At 72.2% G+C, this 15,387-nt stretch carries 17 protein-coding genes; 7 read left to right on the forward strand and 10 right to left on the reverse strand.

Features of this window, described 5'->3' with window-relative positions; translation table 11 throughout:
- The first annotated feature begins 130 nt into the window (after positions 1 to 130).
- Genes DEJ11_RS17375 through DEJ11_RS17395 form a run of 5 tightly spaced genes read left to right on the forward strand, consistent with a single transcriptional unit; the run spans position 131 to position 4,893 of the window.
- Positions 131 to 1,009: an SIS domain-containing protein gene (locus DEJ11_RS17375; protein WP_071406232.1), complete on the forward strand. Its 879-nt coding sequence runs from the start codon at positions 131 to 133 to the stop codon at positions 1,007 to 1,009.
- Positions 1,009 to 1,920, forward strand: coding sequence for an ROK family protein (locus tag DEJ11_RS17380; protein ID WP_111104888.1), 912 nt, complete (start codon positions 1,009 to 1,011; stop codon positions 1,918 to 1,920). Before DEJ11_RS17375 ends, DEJ11_RS17380 begins: the two co-directional genes overlap by 1 nt.
- On the forward strand, positions 1,917 to 3,035 hold the full coding sequence (gene nagA / locus DEJ11_RS17385) for an N-acetylglucosamine-6-phosphate deacetylase (protein ID WP_111104891.1): 1,119 nt from the start codon (positions 1,917 to 1,919) through the stop codon (positions 3,033 to 3,035). Before DEJ11_RS17380 ends, nagA begins: the two co-directional genes overlap by 4 nt.
- The gene (locus tag DEJ11_RS17390) at positions 3,032 to 4,060 is read left to right on the forward strand and encodes a 1-phosphofructokinase family hexose kinase (protein WP_284176637.1); all 1,029 of its coding nucleotides are present in this window, start codon (positions 3,032 to 3,034) and stop codon (positions 4,058 to 4,060) included. The genes nagA and DEJ11_RS17390 overlap by 4 nt, the downstream gene beginning before the upstream one ends.
- Positions 4,057 to 4,893: a class II fructose-bisphosphate aldolase gene (locus DEJ11_RS17395; protein ID WP_111056516.1), complete on the forward strand. Its 837-nt coding sequence runs from the start codon at positions 4,057 to 4,059 to the stop codon at positions 4,891 to 4,893. The genes DEJ11_RS17390 and DEJ11_RS17395 overlap by 4 nt, the downstream gene beginning before the upstream one ends.
- A 35-nt stretch (positions 4,894 to 4,928) precedes the next feature.
- Here the strand turns inward: DEJ11_RS17395 and DEJ11_RS17400 are convergent, their stop codons facing one another.
- The 3 genes from DEJ11_RS17400 to DEJ11_RS17410 form a co-directional block, all read right to left on the reverse strand.
- Complete coding sequence (locus DEJ11_RS17400; protein WP_111102667.1) at positions 4,929 to 6,335, reverse strand: L-serine ammonia-lyase; 1,407 nt, start codon at positions 6,333 to 6,335, stop codon at positions 4,929 to 4,931.
- A gap of 34 nt (positions 6,336 to 6,369) precedes the next feature.
- The gene (locus DEJ11_RS17405) at positions 6,370 to 6,564 is read right to left on the reverse strand and encodes a PspC domain-containing protein (RefSeq protein WP_027466823.1); all 195 of its coding nucleotides are present in this window, start codon (positions 6,562 to 6,564) and stop codon (positions 6,370 to 6,372) included.
- A 98-nt stretch (positions 6,565 to 6,662) separates the two neighbouring features.
- Positions 6,663 to 7,589 carry an NADP-dependent oxidoreductase gene (locus DEJ11_RS17410; protein WP_071406237.1) on the reverse strand — a complete coding sequence of 309 codons (927 nt, stop codon included), beginning with the start codon at positions 7,587 to 7,589 and terminating at the stop codon, positions 6,663 to 6,665.
- Positions 7,590 to 7,684: 95 nt separating this feature from the next.
- Here DEJ11_RS17410 and DEJ11_RS17415 point away from each other — a divergent pair, with 95 nt between their 5' ends.
- The gene (locus DEJ11_RS17415) at positions 7,685 to 8,503 is read left to right on the forward strand and encodes a shikimate 5-dehydrogenase (protein WP_111094068.1); all 819 of its coding nucleotides are present in this window, start codon (positions 7,685 to 7,687) and stop codon (positions 8,501 to 8,503) included.
- 74 nt (positions 8,504 to 8,577) lie between these two features.
- Here the strand turns inward: DEJ11_RS17415 and DEJ11_RS17420 are convergent, their stop codons facing one another.
- The 7 genes from DEJ11_RS17420 to DEJ11_RS17450 form a co-directional block, all read right to left on the reverse strand.
- Complete coding sequence (locus DEJ11_RS17420) at positions 8,578 to 9,021, reverse strand: SRPBCC family protein (RefSeq protein ID WP_111102669.1); 444 nt, start codon at positions 9,019 to 9,021, stop codon at positions 8,578 to 8,580.
- Positions 9,022 to 9,026: 5 nt separating this feature from the next.
- Positions 9,027 to 10,472: a phytoene desaturase family protein gene (locus DEJ11_RS17425; protein ID WP_111102670.1), complete on the reverse strand. Its 1,446-nt coding sequence runs from the start codon at positions 10,470 to 10,472 to the stop codon at positions 9,027 to 9,029.
- A 39-nt stretch (positions 10,473 to 10,511) separates the two neighbouring features.
- Positions 10,512 to 11,204, reverse strand: a complete 693-nt coding sequence (locus tag DEJ11_RS17430) for a hypothetical protein (RefSeq protein WP_111102671.1) — start codon at positions 11,202 to 11,204, stop codon at positions 10,512 to 10,514.
- A gap of 118 nt (positions 11,205 to 11,322) precedes the next feature.
- Positions 11,323 to 11,991 (reverse strand): hypothetical protein, encoded by a 669-nt coding sequence (locus DEJ11_RS17435; RefSeq protein ID WP_111028900.1) that lies wholly within the window; start codon positions 11,989 to 11,991, stop codon positions 11,323 to 11,325.
- 54 nt (positions 11,992 to 12,045) lie between these two features.
- Positions 12,046 to 12,573 carry a GNAT family N-acetyltransferase gene (locus DEJ11_RS17440; protein WP_181440766.1) on the reverse strand — a complete coding sequence of 176 codons (528 nt, stop codon included), beginning with the start codon at positions 12,571 to 12,573 and terminating at the stop codon, positions 12,046 to 12,048.
- A 33-nt stretch (positions 12,574 to 12,606) separates the two neighbouring features.
- Positions 12,607 to 13,884, reverse strand: coding sequence for an ABC transporter permease (locus DEJ11_RS17445; RefSeq protein ID WP_071406243.1), 1,278 nt, complete (start codon positions 13,882 to 13,884; stop codon positions 12,607 to 12,609).
- On the reverse strand, positions 13,881 to 14,609 hold the full coding sequence (locus DEJ11_RS17450) for an ABC transporter ATP-binding protein (protein WP_031260145.1): 729 nt from the start codon (positions 14,607 to 14,609) through the stop codon (positions 13,881 to 13,883). Before DEJ11_RS17450 ends, DEJ11_RS17445 begins: the two co-directional genes overlap by 4 nt.
- A gap of 80 nt (positions 14,610 to 14,689) precedes the next feature.
- On the opposite strand from DEJ11_RS17450, the gene DEJ11_RS17455 reads away from it, so the two are divergent.
- Entirely contained in the window at positions 14,690 to 15,319 is a 630-nt protein-coding gene (locus tag DEJ11_RS17455; protein ID WP_071406244.1) for a TetR/AcrR family transcriptional regulator, read from the forward strand.
- The last annotated feature ends 68 nt before the right edge of the window (positions 15,320 to 15,387 follow it).

Here is a 15,387-nt window from a genome sequence, read left to right on the forward strand (position 1 = left end):
GGTCATCCTACGGCGTCGCCACCGTCGCCCGGTGATCGGAAATGACGTTTTCCCCTTCCCTTGCGCACGATCGATCGCTACGCTTCCTGATCATCGATCACCCGGATCGATCCGGACCCGGAAGGCTCCCATGACCGACACCTTCGTGAGCGCTGAACTGGCCTCGCAACCGGAGACCTGGCGTGCAGCCGCCGCGCTCCTGCCGACCTTCGCCGACGCGCTCCCCCAGCCGGGCGAACGCGTGGCCGTGATCGGCTGCGGCACGAGCTGGTTCATCGCCATGAGCTACGCCGTCGCCCGTGAGCAGGCGGGCCTCGGTGTGACCGATGCCTTCGCCGGATCCGAGTACCCCGCGTCCCGCGAGTACGACCGCGTGCTCATGATCAGCCGCTCGGGCACGACGACCGAGATCGTCGACCTGCTGCAGGCCCTGCCGTCGCAGCGGACCGTCCTGATCACGGCCGTCGCCGACAGCCCTGCCGCGGCCGTCGCCGACCAGGTGGTCGCCCTGCCCTTCGCCGACGAGCGCTCGGTCGTCCAGACCCGCTTCGCCACCACGACGCTCGCACTGCTGCGGGCGTCCATCGGTGACGACGTCGACGCGCTCGCAGCCCAGGCCGAGACCGCGCTGACGGTGCCGATCGACGACCTGCTCGACGCCGAGCAGGTCTCGTTCGTCGGTCGTGGGGCCGCAGTCGGCCTGACGTTCGAAGCCGCGCTCAAGACGCGTGAGGCCGCGCAGTTCTGGGCCGAGTCCTACCCGGCGATGGACTACCGGCACGGTCCCATCGCGATCGCCCAGCCCGGCCGGCTCGTCTGGTCGCTCGGCACGGCACCCGAGGGCCTGGCCGACGAGGTCGCCGCCACCGGTGCCCGCTTCGTCCAGCACGACCTCGACCCGATCGCCGGACTCGTCGTGGTGCACCGGTTCGCCGTCGCCCTGGCCGAGGGACGTGGGCTCGACCCGGACAACCCCCGGTCGCTCACCCGGTCGGTCATCCTCACCTGATGGGTGGCGCAGGCGCGGTGCTCGGGGTCGACGTCGGCGGCACGGGCATCAAGACCCGGCTGACGACCGCCGACGGACTCGTCCTCGACGAGACCCGGGTACCGACGCCGCGCGACGACCCGGGCGCCGAGCGCCTCGCCGCCGTCGTCGCCGAACTGGCCGCACAGGCCACGCGACGGGCGCAGCTCGGAGCCATCGGGCTGGTGACCCCGGGCGTCGTCGACGAGACCCGCGGCACCGTGGACCTGTCCGTCAACCTCGGGTGGCGTGACGTCCCGGTGCGTGACCTCGTCCGTGCCGAACTCCTGCGGCAGGGGATCGACGTGCCGCTCGCCTTCGGCCACGACGTCCGCGCCGGCGCCCTGGCCGAGGTCCGGGCCGGTGACCCGGCGCTCTCGCGGGGGTCGGTCTCGTTCGTGCCGGTCGGCACCGGGCTCGCGAGCGCCCTGGTGGTCGACGGCGTCGTCGTGTCCGGCGGTGGCTGGGCGGGGGAGATCGGGCAGGTCCGCATCCAGGCCGGTCCGCACGCGGGCCACCGCGTCGAGGAGATCGCGTCCGCCGGGGGAGTCGCACGTCGTTCCGGCGCGCCGTCCGCTCACGCCGCCATGCTCCTGGTCCGCCAGGGCGACCCCGCAGCCCGTGCAGTCTGGGACGACTGCGTCGCGGTCCTGGCCGACGCACTCGCCTGGACCACCGCGGTTGCCGGGGCCCACACCATCATCGTCGGCGGGGGACTCGCCGAGTCGGGCCCGCTGCTGCTCGACCCGCTGCGCGACGCCGTCACGGAGCGTCTGCAGGGCGTCCGTGTCCCCGTCATCGTGCCCGCGCGGCACGGCGACGCAGCCGGCGCCATCGGAGCGGGGCTCCTCGCACGCACGCTGCTCGAGGCCGAGACCGGGGTCCTGCTGTGACCACACTCGTCCGGGCCCATCGCATCGTCACGGCCCAGGCAGACCTGCACGACGGCTGGCTCGTCATCGGTGACGACGACACCGTGCTGGCAACCGGTACCGGGTCCCCGATGCGCACGGACACCGCCGTCACCGTCGACGGTGTGGTCGTGCCCGGGTTCGTCGACCTGCACGCCCACGGGGCGCTCGGGCACGACTTCGCCGGGTGCTCCGCCGAGGACGCCCGTGCCGCCGCTGGGCACCACCGGTCACGGGGCACGACCACCCTGGTCGGGTCCATCGCCACGGGCGAGCGCGCGGACACCGTGGCGGCCCTCACCCGGCTCCGGCCGCTCGTCGCGGACGGCACGCTCGCCGGGCTGCACCTGGAGGGGCCGTGGCTCGCGCCCGCCCGTCGCGGGGCGCACCGCGTGGACCTGCTTCACGCCCCGGACCCCACTGAGGTCGACGCCTACTGCGACGCCGCCGGTGGCGCCCTGCGGATCGTCACGCTCGCGCCGGAGCTCCCGGGTGCACTCGACGCCGTCGCCCGCTTCATCGAAGCCGGGGTCGTCGTCGCCATCGGGCACACCGACGCCACCGCCGAGCAGACCCGCCGCGCGGTCGACGCCGGAGCCTCGCTCGTCACCCACCTGTTCAACGGGATGCCCCCGCTGCACCACCGCGCACCCGGGCCGGTCGGGGTCGCGCTCTCCGACGACCGGGTGCTGCTCGAGTGCATCGTCGACGGCCACCACCTCGACCCGGTCGCCGTCGACATCGTCCAGCGCAGCGCTCCGGGCCGGATGGTCCTGGTCTCCGACGCCATGGCGGCGACGGGCTGGCCCGACGGGGCGTACACGGTGGCCGGATCGGCGGTGACCGTCCGCGACGGGCTCGCCGTGCTCGCCGACGGTTCGTCGCTGGCGGGCAGCACGATCACGGTCGCCGACGCCGTCCGCCGCCTGCTCGACGCGGGGATCGACCTGCCCGAGATCGTCGCGGCGTCCGCGGGGCGTGCGGCACGCCTGCTCGGGGCCCCGGCACCGCTCAGCGTGGGCGCCCCCGCCGACCTGGTCGTGCTCGACCCGGAGCGCGGCAGCGTCCGAACCCTGCCGACGGCGGTGGTCGCGTGATCCTCGTCGTCACCCCGAACCCGGCCGTCGACGTGACCTACCGGGTCGCCGAACAGCGCATCGGCGAGACCCAGCGCGTGCTCGAGGTCCAGCGGCGCCCCGGCGGCAAGGGCCTGAACGTCGGACGGGTCCTCGCCGCCACCGGTGTCCCGACCCACGCCGTGCTGCCCCTCGGCGGCGACGGCGGGCACTGGATCGCCCATGCCCTCGACGACCTCGGGCTCGCCCACACCGACATCGCCGTCCGTGGCGAGACCCGCACGACCGTCACGGTGGTGGACGACCTCGCGCACCCGACGATGTTCGGCGAGCCCGGGCCCGTGCTCAGCCCCGACGAGTGGGACACCGTCACCAGCGCGGTCGAGCAACTGCTCGACGACGGCGTCGCCGGCGGCACCCGCGGTGCCGCCGATGCCTCGCCCGCCGCTGCCCTGGTCGTGTCGGGCTCCCTGCCCCGCGACACCGACCCCACGGTCGTCGCCCGATGGGTCACCGCCGCCCGCCGCCGCGGTGTGCTCTCCGTGGTCGACTGCTCGGGCACCGCGCTGCTGGCTGCCGCGTCGGCCGGCGCGACGGTCTGCAAGCCCAACCGCGAGGAACTGCTCGAGGCCACCGGCACCGACGACGAGCGATCTGGAGCACTCCGGCTCCTCGGACTCGGCGCGACGGTCGTCGTGGTCTCTCGCGGCTCCGACGGCATCGCCGCCCACACTGCCGAGCACGTGCTCGAGGTGCCGGCGGTCCCCGGGGTCTCGGGCAACCCGACCGGCGCCGGGGACGCAGCCACCGCCGGGCTCGTCGGTGTCCTGGTCGAGGTGCTCGTCGGTGCTGGTCTCCCCGGGCCTGACGGCAGCGTCCCGGCCCCGGACGACGCCACCCTGCTCCGAGCCCTGCGGTCCGCCGCCGCACACGGGGCCGCCGCCGTCCTCCAGCCGGTGGCCGGCGTGGTCGACTCCGCAGACGTCGACCGCTTCCTGTCTACCCCGCCCGCTCCCGCCCACGACCGAACGAGGACCCCCGCATGATCACCGACCTCGCCCTCACCGGCCTGCTCGACACCGCCCGCACGGCACGCCGCGGGGTCGGTGCGTTCAACGTGGTGCTGCTCGAGCACGCCGAGGCGATCGTCTCCGGCGCCGAGCTGGCCGGGCTGCCGGTGATCCTGCAGATCAGCGAGAACTGCGTCCGGTACCACGGCGGCCTCGCACCGATCACGACCGCGACCCAGGCGGTCGCACGTGCCGCCGACGTCGAGGTCCTCGTGCACCTCGACCACATCGAGGACCCCGAGCTGGTGGCGGCCGGCGTCGACCTGGGCGTCGACTCGGTCATGTACGACGGTTCGCACCTGGACTTCGCCGCCAACGTGGCAGCGACCCGCGAACTCGCTGCCCGTTGTCACGCCGCGGGCGTCGCGATCGAGGCCGAGCTCGGCGAGGTCGGCGGCAAGGACGGCGTGCACGCCCCGGGCGTCCGCACCGATCCGACCGACGCCGCCGCGTTCGTCGCCGACACCGGGGTCGATGCCCTGGCGGTCGCGGTGGGGACCTCGCACGCGATGCAGACCCGCGAGGCGTCGGTGGACCGTGACCTGGTCGAGCGCCTCCGTGCCGCGGTGCCGGTGCCGCTCGTGCTGCACGGGTCCTCGGGCCTGTCCGACGACGAACTCCGTGGCGCCGTGCACGCGGGGATGACGAAGATCAACATCTCGACGCACCTGAACGGCCTGTTCACCCGTGCGCTCCGTACCGTGCTCGACGAGCGGCCGGACGTCGTCGACCCGCGCAAGTACGTGTCGGCGGGCCGGGACGCCATCGCCACCGAGACGGCACGGCTGCTGACGCTCCTGCACGCCTGACGCGCGAGCGGGCGCAAACGGGCGCGAGCTGGCGCTCAGCAGAGCGGGACGTTCACCGCGAGCCCGCCCATCGCGGTCTCCTTGTACTTCGACGACATGTCCGCCCCGGTCTGCCGCATCGTCTCGACGACCTGGTCGAGCGACACGTGGTGCACCCCGTCGCCACGCAGGGCCATCCGGGCGGCGTTGATCGCCTTGTTCGCCGCGATCGCGTTCCGCTCGATGCACGGGATCTGCACCAGGCCGCCGATCGGGTCGCAGGTCAGCCCGAGGTTGTGCTCCATCGCGATCTCGGCGGCGTTCTCGACCTGCTCCGGCGTGCCCCCGAGGACCTCGGCGAGCCCTGCAGCCGCCATCGACGCCGCCGAACCGACCTCGCCCTGACAGCCGACCTCGGCACCGGAGATCGACGCCCGTTCCTTGTAGATCGACCCGATCGCCCCGGCGGTGAGCAGGAACCGCACGACGGCGTCGTCCCGTTCGGCGGCGGGGGCGTCGGCGACCGTGGGCACGTAGGTGAGCGCGTAGTACAGGACCGCGGGGATGATGCCGGCTGCGCCGTTCGTCGGGGCGGTGACGACGCGGCCTCCGGTGGCGTTCTCCTCGTTGACCGCCATGGCGACGAGGTTCACCCACTCCATCGCGAACAGCGGGTCGTGGTCGGGGTCCTCGCGGGTGAGCTGCTCGTACCAGGTGGCGGCGCGACGGCGGACGTCGAGTCCCCCGGGCAGGCACCCGCCCCGGCGGACGGATCGGTCGACGCACGACTCCATCACGCCGTGGATGCCGAGCAGTCCGGACCGGATCTCGGCGTCCGTCCGGGTGACGGCCTCGTTCGCCAGGGCGACGCCGCTGATCGGCAGGCCGGAACCGGCACACGCGGCGAGCAGCTCGGCGCCGCTCGAGAACGGGTACGGCACGGCGTCGTCGACCGGGATCGCGGCACCGGCGACGGCAGCGGATGCGTCGGCCGCGGGCTCCGCCGCCTCGTCCCTTGCGATGAACCCACCACCGATCGAGTAGTAGGTCTCGTCCGCCAGATCGGCACCGGCGGCGTCACGGGCGCGCAGCCGCATGGCGTTCGGGTGCCGGGGCAGCATCGTCAAGGGGTGCAGGACGATGTCGGCGAGGCGGAACGGCACGCTCGCACCGCCGTCGAGCCGCAGGACAGCGTCGCGCTCCACGGCGTCGAGCGCGAGGACCATGGCATCGGGGTCGACGGTCTCCGGGTGCGACCCCATGAGCCCGGCGACGACGGCACCGAGGGTGCCGTGACCCTGCCCGGTCGACGCGAGGGACCCGTACAGGTCGACCACCACGGACGCGATGGGCAGGCCACGGACGAGGGTGGCGAACTCGGCACCGGCCCGCATCGGGCCGACGGTGTGCGAGCTCGAGGGGCCGACACCGACGCTGAACAGATCGAAGACGGAGACCGGCACGCCGCCACACTAACCCGTCCGGACGGACCGGTGTTCAGCGCCGCCGACCACCCTCGGGCGGCATCACGAACCACAGCACGACGTACGCGATCCACAGCGGCCCGGGGAAGAAGCTCAGGATGACCCAGACCACCCGGACCAGGGTGCGGGACAGGTTGAAGCGATCGGCGAGACCGGCGCAGACGCCGGCCAGCAGACGACCGTTGCGGGGACGGGAGAGTGTGCTCATACCGACGACGCTACGCAACGCCGCCGGTCGAGCGCATCCGGGACGCACCCCGAGCGTGGTGGGGGAAACCCCCGGACCGGCCCTGAGCGGCCCCGGGATCAGGGGATGAGGACGATCTTGCCGCGGGTGTGGCCCTGCTCGAGCTCCTCGAAGGCGTCCTGCACGCGGTCGAGCGGGTAGGTCGCGGCGATCGGCACCTCGATGGCGCCGTTCGCGACCTCCAGTGCGAGCGCGCCGAGGATCTCCGGGTCGGCGGTGTCCGCGCTGCCCGAGGCCTTCGCCCCGACCTCGGCGGCCTCGTCGAACGCGATGATCGTCTCGATGCGGTCGACCGGCACCCCGAGGGCGATGCCGAGCCGGACGTACTCGGCGCCGTGGGTGTCGATCACGGCGTCGATGCCGTTCGTCGCGAGTTCGGTGATGCGCTCCTGCAGCCCGTCGCCGTACGCGACCGGCCGTGCACGCTTGGAGCGGAGCCACTCGTGGTTCGCCTCGGAGGCGACGGCGATGACGTCGATGCCCTCGTTCGCGAGCAGCTGGGTGACGAAGCCGCCGACCCCGCCGGCGGCGCCGGACACCACGACGGTCTCGCCCGGACGCGGGTCGACCGCACGGACGGCTGCGGCTGCGGTGGTCGCGATGACGTCGAGGCCCCCCGCCACGGTCCAGTCGAGCAGGCGTGGCTTCTGGACGACCTGGACGGCCGGCACGGACACGTACTCGGCCTGGCTGGCGCGGTCCCACGACCAGCCGATGACCTCTTCGCCCTCGTCGACGCCGTCCACCTCGGCCCCGACGGCCACCACGATGCCGGCGAAGTCGGTGCCCTGCCCGGACGGCAGGTCGCCACCGAACGCACCCTGGCGGATGGCGGACTCACCGGGGTTGATGCCCGCGGCGCGGACGCGGACGAGCACCCGCCCGGGCGTCACCTCGGGAACGGGCACCTCGGCGACGTGCAGGACCGATCGGTCACCCCACTCGTCGAAGCGGACAGCGCGCATGGTCTCCGGGATCTCAGTCATCGGCACCGACGCTACCCCGGCGCGCGGCCCCCGGTCTGCGTGGACCGCTCCATCCCTGCGAGGACGCGAAAGGGAGAGGGTGCGAGACTGGGGGCATGCCCATCCTGAACAAGGACATGCAGGTCTGCATGTCGCTGGCCGCGCGACCGAGCAACATCGGCACCCGGTTCCACAACTTCCTGTACGACGAGCTCGGCCTCAACTTCCTGTACAAGGCGTTCACCACGACCGACCTGCCCGGCGCCGTCGCCGGCATCCGCGCGCTCGGGATCCGCGGTTGCTCGGTCTCGATGCCCTTCAAGGAGGCGATCATCCCGCTGGTCGACCACATCGAGGACTCCGCCGCCGCGATCCAGTCGGTCAACACGGTCGTGAACGACGACGGCGTGCTCACCGCGTCGAACACCGACTACGAGGCGATCGCCGCCCTGCTCGGGTCGCACCAGGTCGACCCGGCTTCGCGGGTGCTCCTCCGCGGCTCGGGCGGCATGGCCAAGGCCGTCACGGCGGCGTTCCGCGGCGCCGGCTTCGACCGGTTGACGGTCGTCGCCCGCAACGAGCAGACCGGCCCGGCCCTGGCGTCGCAGTACGGCTACGAGTGGGTCGCCGACGAGCGCGAGGCGGGGGAGACCGACCTGGTCGTCAACGTCACCCCGCTCGGCATGCGCGGCGACCAGCAGGACGCACTCGCCTTCGCGCCGGAACGGATCGAGGCGGCGCACACCGTCTTCGACGTGGTCGCGTTCCCGTCGGAGACCCCGCTCGTGCGGGCGGGGCGCGACGCCGGCAAGCACGTCATCACCGGCGCCGAGGTCATCGCCCTGCAGGCGGCCCGTCAGTTCGAGCGGTACACGGGCGTCGCCCTGACCGACGACCAGGTGGCGCGGGCCAGCGAGTTCTCGCGCGCCGAGTAGTCGACGAACCCACAGGGCGGACGGGAGGCCGTGGCGGCGCCGCCACGGGCCTCCCGTCCGTCTCGTGGGACGTCTCAGGCGTTCGCCGCGCGCCCGACGGCCACCCACTCAAGGCGGCGGAGCGTCTCGCGATTGCGGACCCAGATGAGCGGCTGCATGAGGAAGTCGGGCACGTACGAACCCGGCCCGGCCACCGCGTTCTCGGTGATCGTGACCTTGCAGCCGTGCCGGTGCGGTTCGACCGTCAGCTCGACGCGGGCCTCGCCGATGGGCCAGCCCTTCGGCTGGATGACCATGCGGTGCGGCGGCTCCCACACCAGCGACGTCGTGACGTCGTTGATGACGATCGGCCACGCGCCGAACGAGTGGTGCAGGCGGGTGCCGACCTGCGGCCAGCCGGACTCCTCCTTGCGCATGCGCGAGGCCCCGACCACCCAGGTCGTGTAGAGCCACCCGTCGCCGAGCACGTCGAAGACGGCTTCGGGACGGCAGTGCAGGATGCGGACGTTCTTCGCCATGGTGATCAGCCTTCCGGGGTGAGGTCGACGTCCTCCGGCAGGCCGAAGGTGTGCCGGAGTGCGCTCTTCGCCGCGTGCCACCCGGCCATGCCGTGCACGCCGGGGCCGGGCGCGGAGGACTCGGAGCACAGGTACATGCCGCCGCCCATCCGCCACGGGTCGCTGGACAGGACGGGGCGCTTGACGAGCTGCCAGAAGCTCGCGGCACCGGCGGCGATGTCGCCACCGACGTAGTTCGGGTTGTACTCGCCCATCTGCACGGCGGTGCGGGAGCTCGACGACAGGATCGTGTCGCGGAACCCCGGCGCGAACCGCTCGATCTGGCGGGTGACGGCCTCGGTCGGGTCGACGTCCGACCCCGCGGGGACGTGCGCGTAGGCCCAGAAGACGTGCTTGCCCTTCGGGGCGCGGGTCGGGTCCACCACGGTCGGCTCCGCGCCGAGCACGTACGGGCGCTCGGCGTGCTGCCCGTGCGCCACCGCCCGTTCGGCGGCCGCGATCTCCTGGCGGGTCCCGCCGATGTGCACGGTCCCGGCCTTCCGCAGCGACTCGTTGGTCCACGGCACCGGGTCGGACAGCGCGAAGTCGACCTTCGCCGCCGCGTTGCCGAACCGGAAGCGTCGCAGTGCACCGCGCTTCGGGGTCGGGATCTGCTTGCCCGCGATCCGGAGCATGCCCGGCACGCTCGTGTCGAACAGCACCGCCTTCGCCGGGGTGAGGTCACCGAGCGACCGGACCTCCTGCCCGGTGACGATGCGGCCGCCGTGCGCCACGAGGTCGGCGGCGAGCGCGTCGACGATCGCCTGGCTGCCGCCGATCGGTACCGGCCAGCCGCGGGCGTGCGCGTACGAGCCGAGCGACAGGGCCGCCGCCGCGGTGGACAGGGACGGCAGGTGCTGGATCGAGTGCGCCGCGACGCCGGACACCATCGCCGGGGCGGCCTCGCCGCGGAAGCGCAGGTTCCACGCGGCGGTGCCCTGCTCGAGCGCCCGCAGACCGAAGCGCAGGACGGTCAGGGGGTGCCGCGGCACGTGCAGCAGCGCGTCGGTCGCGAAGTCGGCGACCTGGTCGGCGTTCTCCGCCAGCGGGGCCATCAGCTGCTTGAAGGCCGGCCCGTCCACCCCGAGCTCGGCGGCGGTGCGGTCGAGGTCCTGGTAGGCGATGCCGGCGCGGCCGCCGTCGAGCGGGTGGCCGTACTGCACCTCGGGCAGGCGGAGCTCGATGCGCTCCTCCATCCGGAACAGCCGGAAGAACTCGGACTGCAGGGCCATCGGGTGCACGGCGGAGCAGACGTCGTGCAGGAAGCCGGGCAAGGTGAGCTCGGCCGTCCGGGCGCCGCCGCCGATCGTGTCGTTCCGTTCGACGACCTCGACCGACAGTCCGGCGCGTGCGAGCGTCACCGCTGCCGCGAGCCCGTTCGGTCCCGCTCCGACGACCACCGCATCAACCATGCACCGAGCCTAGGGACTCGTGACTGCGTGTGGTGTCGGTCAGATCACCGAGGCGCCTGTCGACACCGCCACCCGCTTCCGAGCCAGGACGTCGTCGATGCGGTGCGCACCGGCGATGAACGCTGCTGCGTCGGGGTCGATCGCTCCGGCGATCGCGACGATGTCGTCGCGGATGGCCGCCAACGGCGCGTTGTGGATGGGTTCGTGGTGGGCGAGCCGGTTCCGGAATCTCCGCACGGCATCGAGTCGTCGGTGCAGCTGCTTGCGTCGGACCGTCCCCAGGCCGGGGAACGCGTGCACGAGCCGCGGCTGCCAGAGCGTCGTCTCGTAGCTCCAGATCGGGTCTCGGGGGATCCCCGCATCGGTGAGGCCGACCCAGAAGCCGAAGCTCGTCGCGGCGACCACCTGATCCGGTTCGGGATCGGTGAAGCCCCGTCGCCGCAGGGTTCGAGTTGCGTCGTCGACCGCTCGGCGTTCGCGGTCCAGCAGGTGGACAGCGGAGTCGTTCCACCAGTCGTCACGACGGCCCCGGCGGAGTTCGTCGTGGAGAGCATTCCGGACGAACACTTCGAGGCAACCGACGGGACCCCAGAACGCCGACGCGATCTCTGAGTTCCAGGCGTAGAGCCGGCCGGCGAGGTCGGTACGGCCGTCGTAGCGGGCCGTGTACCGGTCGAAGCGCGCTGCGCTGAGCAGCCTCGGGAGCGCCTGCAGCGCGGCTGGATCGATCATCGCGCCCCTCGTCGCACCCCTCTGAGACAGCAATCGCCCCAGGAGTCCGGCGAGCCGAATGGTCCTGGGGCGTTACTCGATGAGCGTATCGAAGATGCCCCGGTATATCAAGTACCGGTCAGGTGCGCGAGGTGTCGGGATCAGCCGGGTCCGACTCGTCCTGGTCACCGTCGGCGTCGTCGGGCTCGTCGGCGTCGACCGGGGTCGATCCGACGGGGTGCTCAGCGAGCAACTCGGCGAAGTCCTCGTCGAGCATCTGCTGCAACCGGTCGTCACGGCCGATCTCGTAGTCGTCCGCCGGGCGCTGCGCCCAACCGAGGCGTCCGACGACGGTGGTGCCGATGTCGTCCCAGGCGCGGGCCCGCGCGGCGAGCACGATGCCGTCGACGAAGTGCTGGTCGTCGCGCCGCTTGTCGAGCATGGTGGCGAGCTGCTCGTACGTGGCCTCGCGCATCCGGAGCTTCAGGTCGTCGCCCCGCCGGTAGTCGTGCTGGTGGCGGGAACGGCCCTTCTGCTTGCTCGAGGTGGAGCGGATCTCCCGCATGCGTGCGGCGTCGCCCCGCTGTTCCTCGGCCATGCGGTGGAGTTCCTCGCGCGTGGCCTCGGCGATGAGCGCGTGGTCGAAGTACCCCTGGTCACGCAGGGCGTTCGTGATGATGCGGTTGGCCACCGCGATGGTGACGGCGGCCTTCGCGATGAGGAAGCCCTCGTCGACCGCGCGCTTCAGTTCGACCTGGCTGATGGGTCGATCGCGCACGTCGTGGTTGCGTCGTCCGAACAAGGCCATGCTCCGACGATACCGGCGACCGGTGTCGGTCGGCCTGCACGAGGGAGTCGTTCGTCAGAGCAGCAGGCCGTACACCGCGACGTCGACACGCTCGGGCCCGAGGGGCAGCGCCCCGCGCAGGGTGCCCTCGTGCACGAAGCCGAGCCGCTCTGCGAGCCCCCGGCTCCGCGCGTTGTCGACCGCCGTCCGGATCTCCATCCGTGCGCACCCGCGCGCCCGGGCGACCCCGATCAGCACGGTGGCGGCCCGCCGGACGACACCACGGCCCTCCTGTCCGGCGTCCACCCAGTAGCCGAGCGATGCCTGGCCCAGGTACGGGTCGAACGTCAGCGAGGCCACCCCGACGATGCGGTCGTCCGCGCGGATGACGCAGGGCAGCGCGCGGTCCATCGCGAACTGGCCGAGCAGCCGCTCGGTGTGCAGGGCGATGGCCTCGCGGGTCTGGGGGTCCCAGGCCCAGGGCTCGGCGGCCCGCAGACGATCGGTGTTGGCGTGCGCGAGTGCGAGCACCTGGTCGACCGTCGTCAGGTCGCGCAGCGTCAGCGTGTAGCCGTCACCGAGGTCGCGTCCGAACGTCGTCACCGCCCCGACACTAGGCAGCCCTAGCCCTGCCTGTCACTCGTACCGGAGCGCCTCGATCGGGTTCTGCCGTGCGGCTCGTCGTGCCGGCAGGGTGCCCGCCAGGAACGCGATGAACATCACGACGAGGATGATCGTGGCGACCGACCCCGGCGCGAACTGCATGATCTGCAGCCCCGGCAGGTCCTTGAGGAGCGTGCCCGCCAGGACGTTCGAGATCCCGGTGCCGAGCAGGATCGCGACCCCGGCGCCGATGGCACTGCCGAGGAACCCGATGAACACCGCCTCGAGCGAGAACAACGTGTAGACCTTGCCGCCGCCCATGCCCATCGCCTTCATCAGGCCGATCTCGCGGGTGCGCTCCTGCACGCTCATGAGCAGCGTGTTGATGATGCCGAAGCCCGCGGCGACGAGCGCGATCACGGCGAAGGCGTTCAGGACCCCGACGATGCCGCTGATGACGGTCTGGAACTGGCCGAGCTGGTCCTGGATGGTCTGGCCGAGGAACCCGTCGTCGGCCAGGGACTTCTTGACCGTGGTGACGGAGGCGTCGGCGTCGAGCGTCGCGGTGGCGCTGGCGTACGACGTCGCGATCGAGTCGGGCTTGCCGATCTCCTGCGCGGCCTGCATGGCGTCGGTCAGTGCGGCGTTCGCCCCGGCACCGCTGCCGAACAGCGACTCGTTCTGCACCCCGACGACGGTGGCGGTGAGCGTGTGCTCCTTGCCCTGGTAGTCGTCGACGGCGATCGTGAGCTCCTTGCCGACGGCGGCCGAGGCGCTGCCGAGACCCATGTTCTTCAGGTAGTCGGTCGGCAGCATCACCTGGTTGGCGTCGGTCTCGTCGTCGAGCTGCTTGCCGCTCGCCAGGTCGGCGTCGAGCTCGCCGGCGTTGGCGGTGAGCGACACGACGTACTTGCCCTGGTCGCCGTACTCGGCGTACTTCGGTGCGAGGGCGATCGCGGGGCGGAGGCTCTTGATGCCGTCCGTCTTCTCGATCGCGTCGACGTCGGACTGCGACAGGTACGAGAACGACGCGGGGCCGCGGTCGACGCTCTGACCGGACGCGTCGGGGTCGTACTTCGCGGGGCCGCTGTCGGTCGAGGTGCTGTCGACCGCCTTCGTGATGGTCAGCGAACCGGTGTCGCCGATCGAGGAGACCTGGCTGTCGATGTAGTTGCTGACGCCCGTGCCGATGGCCGAGGTGAGCGTGATCGTGAAGGCGCCGATGAAGATCGCGATGACGGTCAGGGTCGTGCGCAGCTTCGAGCGGAAGGTGTTCGAGACCGCGGTGCGCAGGAGGTCGAGGAAGTTCATGCGGAGTGCCTTCCGTGCGTGGCAGACGCGTCGACCGCGTCGTCGGGTCCGCCGACGATCAGGCCGTCGCGGACGTTCACGCTGCGGTCGCAGCGCGCGGCGAGCTCTTCGTCGTGCGTGACCACGACGAGCGTGATCCCCCGCTCGCGCTGCAGCCCGAACAGCATGTCCTCGACCACCTGTCCGGTGTTCGTGTCGAGGTTGCCGGTCGGCTCGTCGGCGAAGATCACGCTCGGCTCACCGACCAGCGCCCGGGCGATGACCACGCGTTGCTTCTGGCCGCCGGACAGGTCGTTGGCGTCGTTCTTCGCCTTGTCGGCCAGCCCGAGCGCATCGAGCGCCGCCATGCCCCGGCGCTTCCGCTCGGCTCCGGAGACACCGGCGATCTTGAGCGGGAGCACGACGTTGTCGAGCACCGAGGTCTTCGGCGTCAGGAAGAACTGCTGGAACACGAACCCGAAGGTGCTGTTCCGGGTGCGGTTGACCTGCCGCGCACCGAGCGTCGCCGCGTCGGTGCCGTCGAGCAGCACCTGTCCGGCCGACGGCTTGTCGAGCAGTGCGAGCAGGTGCATCAGCGTCGACTTGCCGGAGCCGGACTTGCCGACGATCGCCAGGCTCTCGCCCTGGTGCACCGCCAGCGACACCCCCTTGAGCGCGTCGAACCGCGTCGCGCCGCGGCCGTAGGTCCTGGCGAGGTCACGGGCCTCGAGCACGGGAGTGGTCATGGGTTCACCGTAGTGTCCGATGCACGACTGCAAGTTTGCGTTTGCTGTAGATCATGTGACGTTCCGGTTACAGTCGGGCCATGCCCGACTCCGCGACGCCGTCAGAACTCGGTCTCCGTGACCGCAAGCGCATCGAGACCCGCAACCGCATCGCCGAGGCGGCTCGGTCCCTGGCCCTCGAGCAGGGCGTCGACGGCACCACGATCGAGCAGATCGCCGCGCGGGCCGACGTCTCCCCGCGGACGTTCTTCAACTACTTCGAGAGCAAGGAGGACGCGGTCCTCGGGCACACCGAGCTCGACCTCGAACCCGCAACCCTCGAGGCGCACCTGGCGGCCGTCGCGGGGGAGCCGGCGGCGCAGGCCGTCGTGGACCTGGCGTTCCTGGTGTTCGGGTCGTCGTTCGGCGACGAGCACGAGCGGCTCGAGCGCAAGGCCGTCATCGTGCGGTTCCCGCAGCTGATGCGTCGGCAGGTCACGCGGATGACCACGGTCGCCGAGGCGATGACCGGCGCGGTGCGCACGATCCTCGAGCGCGACCCGGCCTGGGGGCCGGAGGCGGCGACCCCGCAGGCGGCGGAGATGCTGCTCGGCATGTGCATGACGGGGCTCCGCAGTGCCGCTCGGCACGAGGGTTCCGACCCGGAACAGGTACGGGCGGCGGTGGTCGCGTCGATCCGCGACACGGCTGCGCGCATCGCCGCGGCCTGAGACGCGACCACGAACGGACGGGAGGCACGGTGCCAGCTGGCACCGCGCCTCCCGTCCGTCGGTGGCAC

The sequence above is a fragment of the Curtobacterium sp. MCLR17_058 genome (assembly GCF_003234705.2).
In the GTDB taxonomy this organism is placed as follows: Bacteria; Actinomycetota; Actinomycetes; order Actinomycetales; family Microbacteriaceae; genus Curtobacterium; species Curtobacterium flaccumfaciens.

Bases quoted from the DNA above. Each gene is read 5' to 3' on its own strand.
- DEJ11_RS17375 (WP_071406232.1), top strand. From the start codon at position 131: ATGACCGACACCTTCGTGAGCGCTGAACTGGCCTCGCAACCGGAGACC.
- DEJ11_RS17380 (WP_111104888.1), top strand. From the start codon at position 1,009: ATGGGTGGCGCAGGCGCGGTGCTCGGGGTCGACGTCGGCGGCACGGGC.
- DEJ11_RS17395 (WP_111056516.1), top strand. From the start codon at position 4,057: ATGATCACCGACCTCGCCCTCACCGGCCTGCTCGACACCGCCCGCACG.
- DEJ11_RS17405 (WP_027466823.1), bottom strand. From the start codon at position 6,564: ATGAGCACACTCTCCCGTCCCCGCAACGGTCGTCTGCTGGCCGGCGTC.
- DEJ11_RS17410 (WP_071406237.1), bottom strand. From the start codon at position 7,589: ATGACTGAGATCCCGGAGACCATGCGCGCTGTCCGCTTCGACGAGTGG.
- DEJ11_RS17415 (WP_111094068.1), top strand. From the start codon at position 7,685: ATGCCCATCCTGAACAAGGACATGCAGGTCTGCATGTCGCTGGCCGCG.
- DEJ11_RS17420 (WP_111102669.1), bottom strand. From the start codon at position 9,021: ATGGCGAAGAACGTCCGCATCCTGCACTGCCGTCCCGAAGCCGTCTTC.
- DEJ11_RS17425 (WP_111102670.1), bottom strand. From the start codon at position 10,472: ATGGTTGATGCGGTGGTCGTCGGAGCGGGACCGAACGGGCTCGCGGCA.
- DEJ11_RS17430 (WP_111102671.1), bottom strand. From the start codon at position 11,204: ATGATCGATCCAGCCGCGCTGCAGGCGCTCCCGAGGCTGCTCAGCGCA.
- DEJ11_RS17435 (WP_111028900.1), bottom strand. From the start codon at position 11,991: ATGGCCTTGTTCGGACGACGCAACCACGACGTGCGCGATCGACCCATC.
- DEJ11_RS17445 (WP_071406243.1), bottom strand. From the start codon at position 13,884: ATGAACTTCCTCGACCTCCTGCGCACCGCGGTCTCGAACACCTTCCGC.
- DEJ11_RS17450 (WP_031260145.1), bottom strand. From the start codon at position 14,609: ATGACCACTCCCGTGCTCGAGGCCCGTGACCTCGCCAGGACCTACGGC.
- DEJ11_RS17455 (WP_071406244.1), top strand. From the start codon at position 14,690: ATGCCCGACTCCGCGACGCCGTCAGAACTCGGTCTCCGTGACCGCAAG.